This is a genomic window from Pseudomonas sp. SWRI154 (assembly GCF_014268645.1).
GTDB lineage: Bacteria > Pseudomonadota > Gammaproteobacteria > Pseudomonadales > Pseudomonadaceae > Aquipseudomonas > Aquipseudomonas marvdashtae.
Window position 1 is genome coordinate 12,013 of sequence record NZ_JABWQW010000025.1, and the last position, 15,596, is coordinate 27,608.

16 protein-coding genes are annotated in these 15,596 nt (G+C 61.8%); 8 read left to right on the forward strand and 8 right to left on the reverse strand.

Features of this window, described 5'->3' with window-relative positions; all coding sequences use genetic code 11:
- Nucleotides 1-4: 4 nt before the first annotated feature.
- Nucleotides 5-739 carry an ArsR/SmtB family transcription factor gene (locus HU806_RS20115; protein ID WP_186613656.1) on the reverse strand — a complete coding sequence of 245 codons (735 nt, stop codon included), beginning with the start codon at nucleotides 737-739 and terminating at the stop codon, nucleotides 5-7.
- Between the two features lie 392 nt (nucleotides 740-1,131).
- On the opposite strand from HU806_RS20115, the gene HU806_RS20120 reads away from it, so the two are divergent.
- Nucleotides 1,132-2,145, forward strand: a complete 1,014-nt coding sequence (locus HU806_RS20120; protein ID WP_186613658.1) for a zinc-binding alcohol dehydrogenase family protein — start codon at nucleotides 1,132-1,134, stop codon at nucleotides 2,143-2,145.
- Between the two features lie 156 nt (nucleotides 2,146-2,301).
- The gene (locus HU806_RS20125) at nucleotides 2,302-2,472 is read left to right on the forward strand and encodes a hypothetical protein (protein ID WP_186613660.1); all 171 of its coding nucleotides are present in this window, start codon (nucleotides 2,302-2,304) and stop codon (nucleotides 2,470-2,472) included.
- A gap of 1 nt (nucleotide 2,473) precedes the next feature.
- On the opposite strand, the gene HU806_RS20130 is transcribed toward HU806_RS20125, so the two are convergent.
- Complete coding sequence (locus HU806_RS20130) at nucleotides 2,474-3,676, reverse strand: multidrug effflux MFS transporter (RefSeq protein WP_186613662.1); 1,203 nt, start codon at nucleotides 3,674-3,676, stop codon at nucleotides 2,474-2,476.
- Nucleotides 3,677-3,771: 95 nt separating this feature from the next.
- Nucleotides 3,772-3,969 carry a heavy-metal-associated domain-containing protein gene (locus tag HU806_RS20135; protein ID WP_186613664.1) on the reverse strand — a complete coding sequence of 66 codons (198 nt, stop codon included), beginning with the start codon at nucleotides 3,967-3,969 and terminating at the stop codon, nucleotides 3,772-3,774.
- 148 nt (nucleotides 3,970-4,117) lie between these two features.
- On the opposite strand from HU806_RS20135, the gene HU806_RS20140 reads away from it, so the two are divergent.
- From HU806_RS20140 to cueR, 3 genes are all read left to right on the forward strand, one after another.
- The gene (locus HU806_RS20140; RefSeq protein ID WP_186613666.1) at nucleotides 4,118-4,501 is read left to right on the forward strand and encodes a hypothetical protein; all 384 of its coding nucleotides are present in this window, start codon (nucleotides 4,118-4,120) and stop codon (nucleotides 4,499-4,501) included.
- 127 nt (nucleotides 4,502-4,628) lie between these two features.
- Nucleotides 4,629-7,025: a heavy metal translocating P-type ATPase gene (locus HU806_RS20145; protein WP_186613667.1), complete on the forward strand. Its 2,397-nt coding sequence runs from the start codon at nucleotides 4,629-4,631 to the stop codon at nucleotides 7,023-7,025.
- Complete coding sequence (gene cueR, locus HU806_RS20150) at nucleotides 7,022-7,435, forward strand: Cu(I)-responsive transcriptional regulator (RefSeq protein ID WP_186613669.1); 414 nt, start codon at nucleotides 7,022-7,024, stop codon at nucleotides 7,433-7,435. The genes HU806_RS20145 and cueR overlap by 4 nt, the downstream gene beginning before the upstream one ends.
- Before the next feature lie 285 nt (nucleotides 7,436-7,720).
- Here cueR and HU806_RS20155 read toward each other — a convergent pair whose 3' ends face one another.
- Nucleotides 7,721-8,614: a PA4780 family RIO1-like protein kinase gene (locus HU806_RS20155; protein ID WP_186613671.1), complete on the reverse strand. Its 894-nt coding sequence runs from the start codon at nucleotides 8,612-8,614 to the stop codon at nucleotides 7,721-7,723.
- 209 nt (nucleotides 8,615-8,823) lie between these two features.
- The gene (locus HU806_RS20160) at nucleotides 8,824-9,615 is read right to left on the reverse strand and encodes an AraC family transcriptional regulator (RefSeq protein ID WP_186613673.1); all 792 of its coding nucleotides are present in this window, start codon (nucleotides 9,613-9,615) and stop codon (nucleotides 8,824-8,826) included.
- A gap of 79 nt (nucleotides 9,616-9,694) precedes the next feature.
- On the opposite strand from HU806_RS20160, the gene HU806_RS20165 reads away from it, so the two are divergent.
- Nucleotides 9,695-10,723: a bile acid:sodium symporter family protein gene (locus tag HU806_RS20165; RefSeq protein ID WP_186613675.1), complete on the forward strand. Its 1,029-nt coding sequence runs from the start codon at nucleotides 9,695-9,697 to the stop codon at nucleotides 10,721-10,723.
- Here HU806_RS20165 and HU806_RS20170 read toward each other — a convergent pair.
- Complete coding sequence (locus HU806_RS20170) at nucleotides 10,710-11,987, reverse strand: acetyl-CoA C-acetyltransferase (protein ID WP_186613677.1); 1,278 nt, start codon at nucleotides 11,985-11,987, stop codon at nucleotides 10,710-10,712. The genes HU806_RS20165 and HU806_RS20170 overlap by 14 nt on opposite strands.
- 136 nt (nucleotides 11,988-12,123) lie before the next feature.
- Between HU806_RS20170 and HU806_RS20175 the strand changes: the two genes are divergently transcribed.
- Nucleotides 12,124-13,476, forward strand: coding sequence for a 3-oxoacyl-ACP reductase (locus HU806_RS20175; RefSeq protein ID WP_186613679.1), 1,353 nt, complete (start codon nucleotides 12,124-12,126; stop codon nucleotides 13,474-13,476).
- A gap of 2 nt (nucleotides 13,477-13,478) precedes the next feature.
- Complete coding sequence (locus HU806_RS20180; RefSeq protein WP_186613681.1) at nucleotides 13,479-14,336, forward strand: MaoC family dehydratase; 858 nt, start codon at nucleotides 13,479-13,481, stop codon at nucleotides 14,334-14,336.
- 70 nt (nucleotides 14,337-14,406) lie between these two features.
- Here the strand turns inward: HU806_RS20180 and HU806_RS20185 are convergent, their stop codons facing one another.
- Together HU806_RS20185 and HU806_RS20190 are read right to left on the reverse strand one after the other, a co-directional pair.
- On the reverse strand, nucleotides 14,407-14,964 hold the full coding sequence (locus HU806_RS20185) for a DUF4136 domain-containing protein (RefSeq protein ID WP_186613683.1): 558 nt from the start codon (nucleotides 14,962-14,964) through the stop codon (nucleotides 14,407-14,409).
- Nucleotides 14,965-14,984: 20 nt separating this feature from the next.
- A complete protein-coding gene (locus HU806_RS20190) occupies nucleotides 14,985-15,593 on the reverse strand; it encodes a DUF4136 domain-containing protein (RefSeq protein ID WP_186613685.1) in 609 nt (202 codons plus the stop codon).
- Nucleotides 15,594-15,596 lie beyond the last annotated feature (3 nt).

Below are 15,596 nucleotides of genomic sequence, written 5' to 3' on the forward strand. Positions count from 1 at the left end.
CGCCCTAGAGCGCCATTTCCAGAGACTCCTGCCTGGCGAAACGATGGATTTCCTGTTGACCAAGCGCTGTTACCTGCAAGGCCCTTGAGTCATTGGGCAGGCTTAGCCAGCCGGATTGCATGAACAATTGCAGCAACGCCGCCCCCAGCGCGCCCCCCAAGTGCGGACGCCGCTCGCTCCAATCGGGGCAGGCGCATGCAACTCGGGCATTGCGATGGGCCAGTGCCTGGATGAACAGGCCGCGCCCGGCCAACTGATTAGCACCTTTGTGGGTCACTATCACCCGCTGCTCACATTGCTCAAGCCACCCGGCATCCAATAGCTGCTGATACAGATCCGCCGCCAGCGTGCCCCCCAGATGGTCATCGCAAAGCCTGGCGCGCATCAACGAAGCGGGAGCCGTCGACGCCTGGGTGGCCAGCAGGCCGCGCTTGAAGACGTCCGGAACCTGTCGCGGCGTGCTGGCGAGGGTTGCGCTCGCCAGCGCCTCGACGGCTGCGCCAATCTCGGGCGCCGCCAGGCGAAAGAAGCGCTTGCGTCCGCGAACCTCAACTTTCAACAGGCCCCCGGTGAAAAGACGTCCCAGATGGGCGTTGGCCGAGGATGGCGAAAGCCCAGCCAGCAAAGCCAATTCGTCGGCTTGTCGGGCGGTACCATCCATTAACGCCCACATCATTGCGCTGCGCTTCGGGTCGGCCAGTAGCGTGGCAATCTGGCTGATGCAAGGTGCATGTTCCATGTATTCACTCCCTGTTGAATCATTCGTCTACTGCTTTGGGGCATATTGACCCGTAAGAAGGTGCCGCCCAAAGCGGCTGACCGCCTGGATGGCCGGCATGCCCATCCGGGCGTCGCCTTGTGCCGGCGAGGCAGCGGGGATCCAGACCGGGTTGCCGCCATCCTCGTTGCCGCGCCAATACAGGCGGCCGCTAGTATAAGCGCGTGGTTCAAGATTGCCTGTCCTCCGGAAACCTTTGGAGGCGATTGTTGGTGAGGGAAAAGTCTCTATTTGTCCGCGACTAATGGTCATTATCAAAAAATCGCTGAAAGACCCTGTTGGTTTAGCCACTTTTATCTCGATTCCAAATGGCCAACCATGGGCGCCAACGTACCCACCCACGGAGCCGCTTCATGAAAGCCATCGCGTACTACCAATCCCTGCCCATCAGCGATTCGCAATCGCTGCAGGACATCGAGCTGCCTACCCCCGTCGCCGGCCCCAGGGACTTGCTGGTGGAAGTCAAAGCCATCTCAGTCAACCCCGTCGATACCAAGGTCCGCCAAAACGTACAGCCCGAGGACGGCGCGGCCAAGGTGCTGGGCTGGGATGTGGCGGGCGTGGTCAAGGCGGTTGGCAACGATGTCACGCTATTCAAGGCGGGTGACAAAGTGTTCTACGCGGGCTCCATTGCCCGCGCCGGTGGCAACAGCGAATTACACGTGGTGGATGAGCGCATTGTCGGTCATATGCCGAAGACCCTCGGCTTTGCTGAAGCCGCCGCGTTGCCGCTGACGTCCATTACCGCCTGGGAACTGCTGTTCGATCGATTGCAAATCAACGAAGGCCAGCACGACCGGGGCCAGAGCCTGTTGATTGTCGGTGCCGCGGGAGGCGTGGGATCGATCCTGACGCAATTGGCCAGCCAGCTCACCGGCCTGAAAGTCATCGGTACCGCTTCACGGCCACAGACAGAGGAATGGGTACGAGGCCTGGGCGCCGACCTGGTGGTTGACCACAGCCAGCCGTTGGCCGAGGTCCTCAAGAAAGCAGGCCAGGGCCATGTGACTCATGTCGCCAGCCTGACGCAGACCGACCAGCATCTGGACCAGTTGGTCGAAGCCCTGGCACCCCAAGGCAAACTGGCGCTGATCGACGATCCCAAGTCGCTTGACGTGACCAAGCTCAAGCGCAAGAGCCTGTCGTTGCATTGGGAATTCATGTACACCCGTTCACTGTTCGAGACCGCCGACATGCTTGAACAACACAACCTGCTCAATCGCGTCGCCGGGCTGATCGACGCCGGCACGCTGAAGACCACCGTCGGCGAGCATTTTGGCACCATCAATGCCGAAAACCTGCGCCGGGCTCATGCATTGCTCGAGAGCGGGAAGGCCAAGGGCAAGATTGTGCTAGAGGGGTTCTGATTGCTGGGATTGGCAAGCCAGATATCTGGCTTGTCGATCCCCGTATTGAAAACCTGCACCGTCAGTCCGACAATTGATCGTCGTCACAACTGCGCCCGCATTCCGGTCTACACTCGAGGCCTTTGCAACGCAGTCTTTTACACGAGGAGGTCAGCAATGAAGATCCTGATAAAAGAAGTGGCAAAATCCCAATGGCAAGTGCGCCTTGACCAGCATGTCGTGACCTTTCGCACCGAGGCCGAAGCCCAGGCTTTCGCCAATACCCTGCAAGCGCGCATTCATGCGCCACATCATTTTCCCGAGTATCAGCAGCGCGCAGCCGGTTGAATCAATCCGGCTGGCCCGCCTGAGCGAGTGCCTGGGCATCCTGCAGACGGCGGGTCAGCATTGCCGCGCCCACCACCAATAATCCGCAGAGGCTGATGACGATCGCCATCGGCACGGCGGTGCCATCATGCAGCGCCGCCACCAGGGCAGCAGCCCCGGCAGCCACCGAAAACTGCAAGCATCCGAGCATTGCCGAAGCACTCCCAGCCCGGGCGCCCTGTCCGTTCATGGCGCACGCCGAGGCATTTGGAATGATGCAACCCAGGCTGGCGATGCAGATGAACAACGGAATCAATAGCGGCCACAATTGCTCCGGTTGCATGGCGCTGACAGCCAACAGGCTGAGCCCGGCGAGCAAGTAGACCCATACCGCGCGGGTCAGCAGGAATGCTGGGCCGCGCTTGGACAACAACCGCGCGTTGACCTGCGCAACCAAAATGAAGCCCGCCGCGTTGGTGCCGAACAGCCAGCCGAAATGTTCTGCCGGCACGCCATAGAGCTTGATGAAAACGAACGGCGAACCGGCGATGTAGGCAAACATCCCGGCAATCGCAATACCACCCGTCAGGGCATGTCCCAGGTAAACCGAGTCTTTCAGCAGCCGGCCATATTGACGCAACGCACCGGACAACGGTTGGCGAGGTACATGGTCCGGCAAGCTTTCAGGCAACCACAAGGCGACCGCCGTTGCCGCGAGCGCACTGAACACTGTCAGGCAGATGAAAATCGATTGCCAGCCGTGCAAGTTCACCAGCAAGCCGCCGAGCATTGGCGCGAGGATCGGCGCCAGGCCCATCACCAGCATCAGCTGCGAAAACACCTTGGCCGAGCCCACCGCATCGCATTTGTCGCTGACCACCGCCCGCGAAATCACCATCCCCGCACATCCGCCCAAAGCCTGGATGAAGCGCGCGCCAATCAGCCATTCAAGGCTCGGCGCATAAGCGCAGGCCAGGGAAGCCACGGTAAACAAGCCGACGCCGATGAGCAAAGGAACACGCCGCCCGAAGCGATCCGCCACCGGCCCATAGGCCAGTTGCCCGAGGGACAGTCCGAGAAAATAGGCCGCCAGGGTCAGTTGGATATGGTTTTCGTCGGTTCCGAAGGCAATGGCCATCGCCGGAAAGGCCGGCAGATAGAAATCGATCGCCAAGGGACCGAAAGCGCTCAAGGCGCCAAGAATCAGAATGGTACGAAGGTTCATGAGGCGTCCAGCTCAGGCGTCAGTCGGCAGCCCGACAGTCTAGCCGGGCTCGACGCTCTTGAACATTCCGATAGGTCGCTAACGATTAAAATGTTTCAAGTAGGACTGACTTCATATCCTTCTTCTTGGATTACCTCGACCACGGCTTTGGGCGACAACTTGCTTTCGACCTCAACGGTCCTGGCGCCCAGATCGATCCTTACTTGGGCTTGCGCGTCTCTGGCTTGAAGAGCCTGGGTAATGGCCTTGACACAATGACCGCAGGACATGCCCTGAACGTTGAAGATTTGCATGAAAATGACTCCTTGGCTTGAGGTTGCCCGCAGTTTCAAGCTTGCCATCATGGCAAGGTCAAGTTCTGGCGAAAACTGCCGGGCTGGCAATCCGCGTCGCGCTCGGCCAAGCTGCACCTATCAAGGATTTAACACCGGAGGTTCAGCCATGCGCTGGTCAGCGTTCAGTCTGTTTTGCATGCTCGTTTTTTCAGCGGTGGCGCCCCAGGCATCGGCCGCCGGCGAGGATTACGGCGTGTTGATCATTTCTCGCGAGCGCCTGGAGGTGTCCACCAATTGCGAAATCGGCATCTACATCCAGGATCAGCTCTCGGCCAGGCTGTTCCAGGAGCAAAGCACCTCGTTCAACCTGCCACCGGGACAGTTTTCCTTGCGCCTGAAATTGCTGCCGGGACAGGCGCCGGGTTGTAACCCGGGCATGCTCGCGCCGGGATCGCAGAACATCACGCTCAGGGCCGGTGACATCTTGAAGTTCCGCATCGCCATGAATGATCAAGGCATGTACCTCAAGCAGGCTGGGCTCGGTTACTGACCCGTCATAAGCGAAGGGCGCGGGTTTGCCACGCCCCAGGTTTCCGGTCACCCGTTGAAACTGGCGCTTGACCTTGCCAGCATGGCAAGGTTGATCCTGTGGTCATCCACTACAGGGAACCTGCCCCATGCCCGAATCCACCACCTTCGATCTGCCGATCTCCGGCATGACCTGCGCCAGTTGTGCCGGCCGGGTCGAACGTGCCTTGAGCAAAGTCGCCGGCGCTAGCGCCGTCAGCGTCAACCTGGCAACGGAACAGGCGCGGATCCAGGCACCCAGGGAAAGCCTGCTGGCCTTGATGCAGGCGGTTGAGCAGGCAGGCTATAGCGTTCCGGTCCAAACCCTGGAGTTGAGCATCGAAGGCATGACCTGCGCTTCCTGCGTCGGCCGCGTCGAACGGGCGTTGGCTAAAGTCGCCGGTGTCAACCGAGCCAACGTCAACCTGGCAAATGAGCGCGCGCACCTCGAATTGCTCGGGCAGGTCAATCCGCAAAGCCTGATCGATGCGGTCAAGCGCGCCGGTTACGACGCCAGCGTCTGGCAAACGGAGCAGCGTCCTCGCAACGCACAAACCGACCACCTGAAGCGTGAGCGCTTGGCCTTGGTCCTGGCGATTGTGCTGTCCATCCCGCTGGTATTGCCGATGTTGCTGGAGCCGCTTGGCGTGCACTGGATGCTGCCGGCCTGGGCGCAGTTCGCCTTGGCGACGCCGGTGCAATTCATCTTCGGTGCGCGTTTTTACCTTGCAGCGTTCAAAGCCGTCCGCGCCGGCGCGGGAAACATGGACCTGCTGGTAGCGTTGGGGACCAGCGCTGGCTATGGCCTGAGCCTTTATGAATGGGCGATGGCCCGGCCGGGCAACATGCCGCACTTGTACTTCGAGGCGTCGGCGGTGGTGATTGCCTTGGTGTTGCTGGGCAAATACCTGGAAAGCCGCGCCAAGCGGCAGACCGCCAGCGCCATCCGCGCCCTTGAAGCCTTGCGACCGGAACGGGCGATCCAAGTCATTGACGGAGAGGAACGCGACGTCGCCATCAGCGCCCTGCGTTTGAATGATCAGGTGCTGGTCAAGCCCGGCGAACGCTTTCCGGTGGACGGCGAAGTGCTGGAAGGCCAGAGCCACGCCGACGAAGCGCTGATCAGCGGCGAAAGCCTGCCGGTGCCCAAGCAACCCGGCGACAAAGTCACCGGCGGCGCCATCAATGGCGAAGGTCGACTGCTGGTCCGTACGCTGGCGCTGGGCGCCGAGACCGTGCTGGCACGCATCATCCGCCTGGTGGAAGACGCCCAGGCAGCCAAGGCGCCCATTCAAAAGCTGGTGGACAAAGTCAGCCAGGTATTCGTCCCGGTCGTACTGGTGCTGGCGCTCGCCACGTTGCTCGGCTGGTGGCTGTACGGTGCCCCGCTGGAGACGGCGTTGATCAATGCCGTTGCCGTGCTGGTGATCGCTTGTCCGTGCGCCCTGGGCCTGGCGACGCCGACGGCGATCATGGCCGGCACTGGCGTCGCCGCGCGTCACGGGATTCTGATCAAGGATGCCGAGGCGCTGGAGCGCGCCCACGCAGTCAACACCGTCGTGTTCGACAAGACCGGGACCTTGACGTCCGGCACGCCGCGCATCGCTCACTTGAGTGCGCTCGACGGCGACCGGGACACGCTGCTGAGGTTGGCTGGCGCCCTGCAGCGGGGCAGCGAACATCCGCTGGCCAAAGCGGTGTTGGACGCCTGTGCCGAGCGGGGCTTGAACGTACCGGATGTCAGCGATAGCCAATCCCTGACCGGACGCGGTATTGCCGGCAGCCTCGATGGGCGCCGCCTGGCCCTGGGCAATCGACGTCTGCTGGACGAACTCGCGCTGAGCCCCGGTTCGCTGGGCGAGTCGGCGCAGGCTTGGGAAAGCGAAGGCCGGACGCTGTCCTGGCTGATCGAACAAGGCACGGCACCTCGGGTCTTGGGCCTGTTTGCCTTTGGCGACACACTCAAGCCGGGGGCTCTCGCTGCGGTTGAAGCCTTGAACCAGCGACATATCGCCAGCCACTTGCTCACGGGCGATAACCGCGGCAGCGCCCGGGTCGTCGCCCGGGCGCTGGGCATCACCAGCGTCCACGCCGAAGTATTGCCAGCCGATAAATCCGCCATCGTCGAGCAATTGAAAAGCCATTCGGTGGTGGCGATGGTCGGTGACGGTATCAACGACGCTCCGGCACTGGCTGCCGCAGACATCGGCATCGCCATGGGCGGCGGCACCGACGTAGCGATGCACGCCGCAGGCATCACCCTGATGCGCGGCGATCCGCGCCTGGTACCGGCGGCGTTGGACATCAGCCGCAAGACCTACGCCAAGATCCGCCAGAACCTGTTCTGGGCCTTCGTCTATAACCTGATCGGCATCCCGTTGGCGGCGTTCGGCCTGCTCAACCCGGTGCTGGCCGGCGCAGCCATGGCACTGTCGAGCGTAAGCGTGGTGAGCAATGCATTACTGTTGAAGTTCTGGACGCCCAAGCACTTGGAGGACAAGCGATGAACATCGGCCAAGCGGCCCGCCAGAGCGGACTGAGCGCGAAAATGATCCGGTATTACGAATCCATCGGCCTGCTCAAGCCAGCCCATCGCACGGACAGCGGTTATCGGATCTATGGCAAGGAAGACCTGCACACGCTGGCCTTCATCAAGCGTTCCCGGGACTTGGGATTTTCCCTGGAGGAGGTCGGCAAATTGCTGACCCTGTGGCAAGACCGCCAACGCGCCAGCGCCGACGTCAAGACGCTGGCGCGGCAGCATATCGACGAGTTGAACCAGAAAATCCGCGAACTGGCCGAACTGCGCGACACCCTTCAGGACCTGGTGGAACATTGCCACGGCGACCATCGCCCGGACTGCCCGATCCTCAAGGAACTGGCATCTGGATGCTGCACGGAAACAGCGCGAGCCTGAGCACTGGAAACCAACCGCTGAGCGCAGGCGTTGCCCTTACAAAAAACCCGGCCTGGGCCCAATGCTGTTCACTTAAGGCAATCGACAAACCCGTGGCGAGGGAGCTTGCTCCCGCTGGGCCGCGAAGCGGCCCTAAAACCTGCCAAATGCGGAACATCAGACACACCGCATCCGTCGGTTTACGACTGCTTCGCAGCCGAGCGGGAGCAAGCTCCCTCGCCACGGGTCGGCATTTTTCTTAAATGAACCGCATTGCGGCCTGGGCCGGGTTTCATGATCAACCGATCACTGCATCCAAGGCGGAGGCGGTTCTTCGGTCTTGCCGGGCGGCGCATCGTCGGCCGCGCGTACGGCCTGGCGACGTTCCTCGTCGAGGCGCGCGGCTTCGATCTCGCGCATGATCCCACCGACATCCGCCAGCTCTTCCGGCTCGTCGAACTCACCGGTCAACACACTGGCCGGGTGCAGGGTGCCGGCCTCATACAGCGCCCACATTTCCTTGGCGTACCTGGTGCGTTTCAGCTCCGGAGCGAACCGGCCAAAGTAGGACGCCATGTTGCCAACATCCCGTTCCAGCATGCTGAAGGCGTGGTTGTTGCCCGCAGCATCCACCGCTTGCGGCAAGTCGATGATGACCGGGCCGGTCGGCGTAAGCAGCACGTTGAACTCCGACAGGTCGCCGTGCACCAGGCCGGTACACAGCATCAGCACGATCTGGGAGATCAGGAATGCATGGTATTCACGGGCCTGGTCCGGCTCCAGCACCACATCGTTCAGGCGCGGCGCGGCATCGCCGTACTCGTCGGCCACGAGTTCCATCAGCAGCACGCCCTCCAGGAAGTCGTACGGCTTGGGGACTCGCACGCCAGCGCTGGCCAACCGGAACAGCGCGGCCACTTCGGCATTCTGCCAAGCGTCCTCGGTTTCCTTGCGCCCAAACTTCGACCCTTTCGCCATGGCGCGGGCCTGACGGCTGTTGCGGACCTTGCGACCTTCCTGATATTCGGCCGCCTGGCGAAAACTTCGCTTGTTCGCCTCCTTGTAGACCTTGGCGCAACGTAGCTCGTTGCCGCAGCGCACCACATAAACAGCTGCTTCTTTACCACTCATGAGTGGGCGCAGCACCTCGTCGACCAGACCGTCCTCGATCAGGGGTTCAATGCGTTTTGGAGTCTTCATCAGCTTTTATTCTGGGTCCTTTATTACCAAACACGCGAATGACAGGTCGTTATACGGCAATCCTCCCCTCACGGGGAGGGGGGCCGACCTATGAACCTTGGATGCACACACTGTGCCGGCCCGGGTCAACCGAGCCAAATCATAGCCGAGACCGGGTGCGGCGCTGCTAAATGAATACGCAGGCATTTGCGACAAGAGCTGACAATCGATCAATGCTTGAACAGTTCGCCCGGTGTAAAACCGAACAATCCCTTGAATGCCGCAATGAAAGCAGAGGTCGAATCATACCCACAGGACAACGCCGCGCTGGTCACGCTGTCGCCTTTTTCCAGGGATTGCAGGGAAGACAACAATCGCATGCGCTGGCGCCAGGCGCGGAAACTCAGACCGGTTTCACGCTGAAACAAACGCATCAAAGTCTTTTCCGACGTGCCCAGGCGTTCCGCCCAGGCTTGCAGAGTCACGCTGCCTTCAGGCTGTTCGATCAATTCATTGCACAGGTCCAGCAAACGAGCGTGACGGGGCAATGGCAGGGAAAAGCCCACTTCCGGCAGTGCTGCCAGTTGATCCAGCAGTACCTGGACCAGGCGTGCTTGCTCGGTATCGCCCTCGGGGTACGTGGCGGGAAACTGACAGAACACCTTGATCAGCTCCCGCGCCAGCGGCGTGACTTCCAGCACCCGACAGCGGTCCTCGGCCCACGGGCACGCTTGGCGATGGACATACAGACTGCGCATTTCCGCCCGCATGGAAGACACGACATGATGCTCCAGATCCGCCGGAATCCAGATCCCCCACTGCGGCGGTGCAAAGAAACTCCCCTCGGCGGTATGGACGCCGAGCACGCCGCTGATCGCATAGGAAAATTGCACCCAGTCGTGGCGGTGAACCGGCGTCCATGATCCGGCGTTCAAGCTTTCGACCCGGGCATAAAGCGGCCTGGGCAGTTCCGTCAGGTCGGGAATACGCCGTTCGAGCTGTTGGTGTCCGTTAGTCGGCATTGATTGGCCTTATGTCGCAAGACGACTGTGTAAGGCGACGTTAGGCTAAGTCGACTTCTCTTTCAACGCGCGGTGGCCTATGCACATCCTTCAACATCTCAAACGGGTGGTGACCGACTGGTTCCTCTGCGGCATGTTGCTCGCCACGCTGCTGGCTTACTTTTTCCCCCGCTTCGGCGCCACTGGCGGTGCCATGCATGCTGAATGGGTAGTCAACATCGGCATCTTCGTGGTGTTTTTCCTCCATGGGGTCAATCTGTCCGGCGAACAGATCCGGCATGGCTTGAAGAACATCCGCCTGCACCTGATGGTGCAAGGCTTCACGTTTGTCGTGTTTCCGCTGATCTGGTTGCTCAGCAACTGGCTGTTGCGCAACCACGTGCCGGCGCTGTTGATGCTGGGCTTCTTCTATCTATGCACCCTGCCATCAACCATTTCTTCATCGGTAGCCCTGACCGGCAGCGCGGGCGGCAACGTGCCGGCGGCGATTCTCAACGCCAGCCTGTCCAGTGTGCTGGGGATTTTCCTGACACCACTGTTGGTCAGTCTAGTGGTCGGCAGCGGTGCCGGTGGCATCGACCTGGGTTCGACACTGCTCGATCTTTGCCTGATGTTGCTGCTGCCGCTGGTGCTCGGGCAGTTCCTGCGGCGCTGGCTGGGCGGTTTTTTCGCCCGCTACAAACGCTACACCAGCGTCATCGACAAGCTAGTCATCCTGCTGCTGGTCTACGCGGCGTTCTGTAATTCGATGGTGTCGGGGATCTGGCAGCAACAAGGCAATAGCGTGCTGCTTAGCGCGGCACTGGGCAGCGCCGTGTTGCTGGCGGTCATTCTGTGGATGACCACCCGCACCGCTCGCGCCCTGCGGTTCAGTAACGCCGATGAAATCGCCGCGGTGTTTTGTGCCAGCAAGAAATCCCTCGCGGCTGGCGTGCCGATGGCGGCGCTGATCTTCGGCAACAACCCCGGGCTTGGGCTGATTCTGTTGCCGATCATGATCTATCACCCGCTGCAATTGATCGTTTGCTCGATCCTCGCCGAACGCTACGCCAGCCGCAGGCGAGCGCAAGCGACTCAGCCGCGCGAAGCCATCGTCAACGCTCGATAATCGCTGTCACACCTTGGCCGGCGGCCGCGCAGATGGATATCAGCCCCCGGCCCTTCCCCGCCGCGTCCAGCAATTTGGCCAGGTTGGCGACGATCCGTCCGCCGGTGGCGGCAAACGGGTGACCGGCGGCCAGTGAGCTGCCTTTCACGTTCAACCGGCTGCGGTCGATGGCACCCAGCGGCGCATCGAGGCCCAGGCGGGTTTTGCAATAATCCGCGTCCTCCCAGGCTTTCAACGTGCACAACACCTGGGCAGCGAATGCCTCGTGGATCTCGTAGTAATCGAAGTCCTGCAACGTCAGGCCGTTGCGTGCCAATAGCCGTGGCACGGCATACACCGGCGCCATCAGCAGCCCTTCGGCGCCATTGACGAAATCCACCGCCGCCGTTTCGCCATCGCGCAGGTACGCCAGGATCGGCAGCCCACGGGCCTTGGCCCATTCCTCACTGCCCAACAATACCAGCGAGGCACCATCGGTCAGCGGCGTGGCGTTGCCCGCCGTCAATGTGCCCTTGGCGCTTTTTTCGAAAGCCGGTTTCAACGAGGCGAGCTTCTCCAGGGTCAGGTCCGGACGCAGGTTGTTGTCGCGGGTCAGGCCGAGAAAAGGTGTCATCAAATCGTTGTGCCAGCCTTCAGCATAAGAAGCGGCCATTTTCTGATGACTTTCCAACGCCAGCTGGTCCTGTTCTTCACGGGGAATCTGCCAGGTCTGTGCCATCAATTCGCAGTGCTGCCCCATGTTCAGGCCCGTGCGCGGTTCGTTGATGCGCGGCAGGTCGGGAACCAGATGCTGGGGGCGCAATTGCAAGAACGCCTTGATCTTGTCGGCGGTGGTCTTGGAGCGGTTGGCTTGCAGCAGAATCCTGCGCAGCCCTTCATTGACGCCGATCGGTGCGTCGGAGGTGGTGTCCACGCCGCCGGCGATGGCGCTGTCTATCTGGCCCAGGGCGATTTTATTGGCCACCAGCAGCACCGTTTCCAGACCCGTACCGCAAGCCTGCTGCACATCGTAGGCTGGAGTGCTCGGCGACAGTCTTGAGCCGAGCACGCATTCGCGGGTCAGATTCATGTCCCGGGAAAATTTCAGCACCGCCCCCGCTGCCATTTCGCCGATGTGCTCGCCGTGCAGGTTATAGCGCTCGATCAAGCCCTCGAGCGCGGCCGTCAGCATTGCTTGGTTGCTAGCAGTGGCATAGGGCCCGTTGGAACGGGCGAAAGGAATGCGGTTACCGCCGATGATCGCGACGCGGCGTAGCTGTGCCATGGAAAACTCCCTGTGTGTTCCCGAAACTGTCAACAATAGCCTGCCCCGGCATGAGCTTAGGCTTTATCCAGGCGATCGAACGACTGATTGCCAAACATGGTCCACACTTGGAACCCCATCAGCCGGAGTGTGTTCCATGTCAGACCGTTACATAGACTTCGCCAATTCGCCCATTGGCCTGCGTCTGGTTGGCGCTCTCGGCTTGCCATCGCCGGTACGCCTGGAGCGTTGGCAAGCCGGGCGCTTGCGGCCAATCGAGGGCGCCTTGCTGCTGGGCGGCGGCCCATTGACCGAACAGGTCGGCGCGTTCGCCAAGCGCCTCACTGACGCCATTTACATCTACGGGGGCGAACCGACGCTGGCGACCGAATGGATTCCCGGCCACGGCCCGAAGATCAAGGCGGTGGTGTACGACGCCAGTCACCTGGTGCAGGTTGACCAGCTCAAGCAGCTGCGCGAGTTTTTCCAGCCACTGATGAAAAACCTCGACCACAGCGCCCATGTCGTCATCCTCGGCCGCGCCCCGGAAAGCCTCGGCGATCCGTTTGCTGCCAGTGCCCAGCGGGCCTTGGAAGGTTTCAGCCGCTCCCTGGCCAAGGAGCTGCGCAACGGCGGGACGCTGCAATTGCTGTACGTCGGCGACGGTGCCGAAGTGCAGCTGGAAGGCGCCCTGCGGTTCTTCCTGTCGCCGAAAAGCGCCTACGTTTCCGGCCAGGTCATCCGCCTCAAGGCCTGTGAGACCCAGGTCCAGGACTGGACCCGACCGCTAACGGGGCTCAAGGCGCTGGTTACCGGCGCGGCGCGCGGCATTGGTGCGTCGATTGCCGAAACCCTCGCCCGTGATGGCGCCGACGTGATCCTGCTGGACGTTCCGCAAGCCAAGGCCGATCTCGAGGCGTTGGCTGCGCGCCTGAGCGGGCGCAGCGTGACGCTGGACATCTGTGCCGAAGACGCAGCCACGCAGTTGATCGGACATTTGCCCGACGGCGTCGATATCGTAGTACACAACGCTGGCATCACTCGCGACAAGACCCTGGCCAACATGACCCCGGAATTCTGGGATGCAGTACTGGCGGTCAACCTCAACGCACCGCAAGTGCTCACCAAAGCCCTGCTCGACAATGGCACCCTGCGCGATAACGGCCGGGTGATTTTGCTGGCGTCCATCAGTGGCATCGCCGGCAATCGCGGCCAGACCAATTACGCCGCAAGCAAGGCCGGGCTGATTGGCCTGGCACAGGCCTGGGCGCCAACCTTGCAAGCACGAGGGATCAGCATTAATGCGGTGGCGCCAGGCTTCATTGAAACACGCATGACTGCCGATATTCCCTTTGGCCTGCGCGAAGCCGGGCGGCGCATGAGCTCGCTGGGCCAGGGCGGCTTGCCCCAGGATGTCGCCGAAGCCGTGGCCTGGCTCGCCCAACCGGGAACCGGCGCCGTCACCGGACAGGCGCTGCGAGTCTGCGGACAAAGCCTGTTGGGGGCATGACCATGACGATCCAATGGCATGAAATAAACGCCGCGCCGTCTATGTCCGGGCTGTACGCAAAGGCCGCGACACGCCGCAAGATTACCGGCACCACGTTGCCGGACGTTGGGCTGCGCCAGATGATCCAGGTCGATCAGCAACGCCTGGCGGCGTATCGCAAGGTCTGCGGTTTCGCTGAAAGCGGGCTGCTGCCGCCGACTTATCCGCACGTCCTGGCGTTCGCCCTGCAAATGCAATTGTTGACCGACCGGGACTTTCCGTTCCCGCTGCTGGGGCTGATCCACCTGAGCAACCGCATCCGCGTGCTACGGCCCATGGGCGGGGTCGGTCAGGTGCGGGCCAGCGTCAATGTCGAAAACCTGCAAGCCCATGCCAAGGGTGCGGTGTTCGATCTGGTGACCCGTATCGAGGATCAATTGGGACCGCTGTGGGAGGCCGAAAGCCAGATGTTATGCAAGGGCGTCCAGCTTGATGGTGCCTTGATCGAAGACCCACCGCAGGTCGACCAGGAGTTGGCCGAAGTGGCGCGCTGGACCGCACCGGCGGACATTGGCCGGCAATACGCGAAGGTGTCCGGTGACTACAATCCGATCCACCTGAGCAGCGCCAGCGCCCGTCTGTTCGGTTTCCCTAGCGCCATTGCCCATGGTCTATGGAACAAGGCGCGGACCTTGGCGGCGCTGGATGACCATTTGCCCGAGGCCAACATCGAGATCGACGTGACCTTCAAGAAACCGGTACGCCTTCCCAGCGAAGTGACACTGCTGGCGAGCGCCGCCGGGTCCAGCGGGAAGCTGCGATTGGTAGGCGTTGGGGAGCTGGAGCATATGATCGGGGCGTGGCGGCCGGCGGTGGCTTGAGCAACAGGCGGTTTCGCGATAAATCCTCTGTCGGGAGCGAACCTGCTCGCTCCCGACAAGAATTTTCACCTCAGCGTGGCGGATAATTGGACAGGATCCGCCCCACCGTCTCGCGCACCTTGGTGCTGCGATCGGCCGGGTTGGGCGAATTGCTCAGCAGTTGCTCATCGCTGCCGCGCCACACCAGCTTGCCGTCCTTGCCATCGAGCAGATCGATCTGCACCGTCGCGACCTTGTAGCTGACGTTGCGGGTTTCGTTGTACATCGGCCCGCCCCAGTAACCATTCCAAGGACCGCCCCAACCGCCACCGTAATTGGTCGTCACTTGCTGCTGGCGATCTTCGACGATCAGGTAGGCCTGGACTTGCACATCGCCCCGGGCACCAGCAGGCGCCGGGCGCAGGCCGCGCTGGTCGAGTTGATCGGCGACGGCCTGGCGGATCCGCTGCTCGGTCAGGTCGCTCTGGATGCGAGGGTCGTCGGGGCGATACTGCAACGCCGGCTCTTTCCAGCTCCAGCTGCGGTAGGCGGCGAAATCGCGGCTGGTGTCGAAATCATGGTTGACCTGATTGGAAGCACAGGCGCCAAGCAACAGGACAAGGGCAAACAAGGCAAGACGGCGAAACATGGTTTTTCTCCGTTGCGTAATCAACTGGGGGGATAAGCCGACATGGCCTTTTCCACTGCTTCACGAATGGCGCCGGTGCGCTCGCTCTGGTCGCCTCGCTGGCTCGTCTCGGCACTGGCGCTCCATACCGGCTGGCCATTGCGGGCATCGAACAGGTCCACCCGAACCACCACGACCTGCTCCTGGTAGGTGCGCACCATCGGAACGGTGTTGTACATGCCATAGCCTGGGCCGTAGCGGTTGTAGCCGCCGTAATAACCGGAATCATAATCTTCCCGAACCTGGCGGATGCGAGTCTCCAGGCGCAGGTCGGCACTGACGAAAAGGTCCGCCGGCCGGTTGTCATGCAGCGGGCGCAGGCCACGCTGGTCCAGGGCTTCGCTCACCGCCTCGGCCACTTGAGTCGAATCCGCCCAGGCCGTGCCCGGTGGCAGCCGACCATTGAGCCAGGCCCAACTGCGGTAGCGCCCATAGTCACGGGGCGGCGCCGGATAAGCGCTGCGATCGAACACCTTGGCGGCCTCCGGCGGGGCTGGCGGCAACGGATTGGATGTCGCCACATACGGGTTGCTGCCCTGGCAGGCTGCCAGTCCCAGGCACAACACCAATAACCCTGAACGACCTTTCATTTC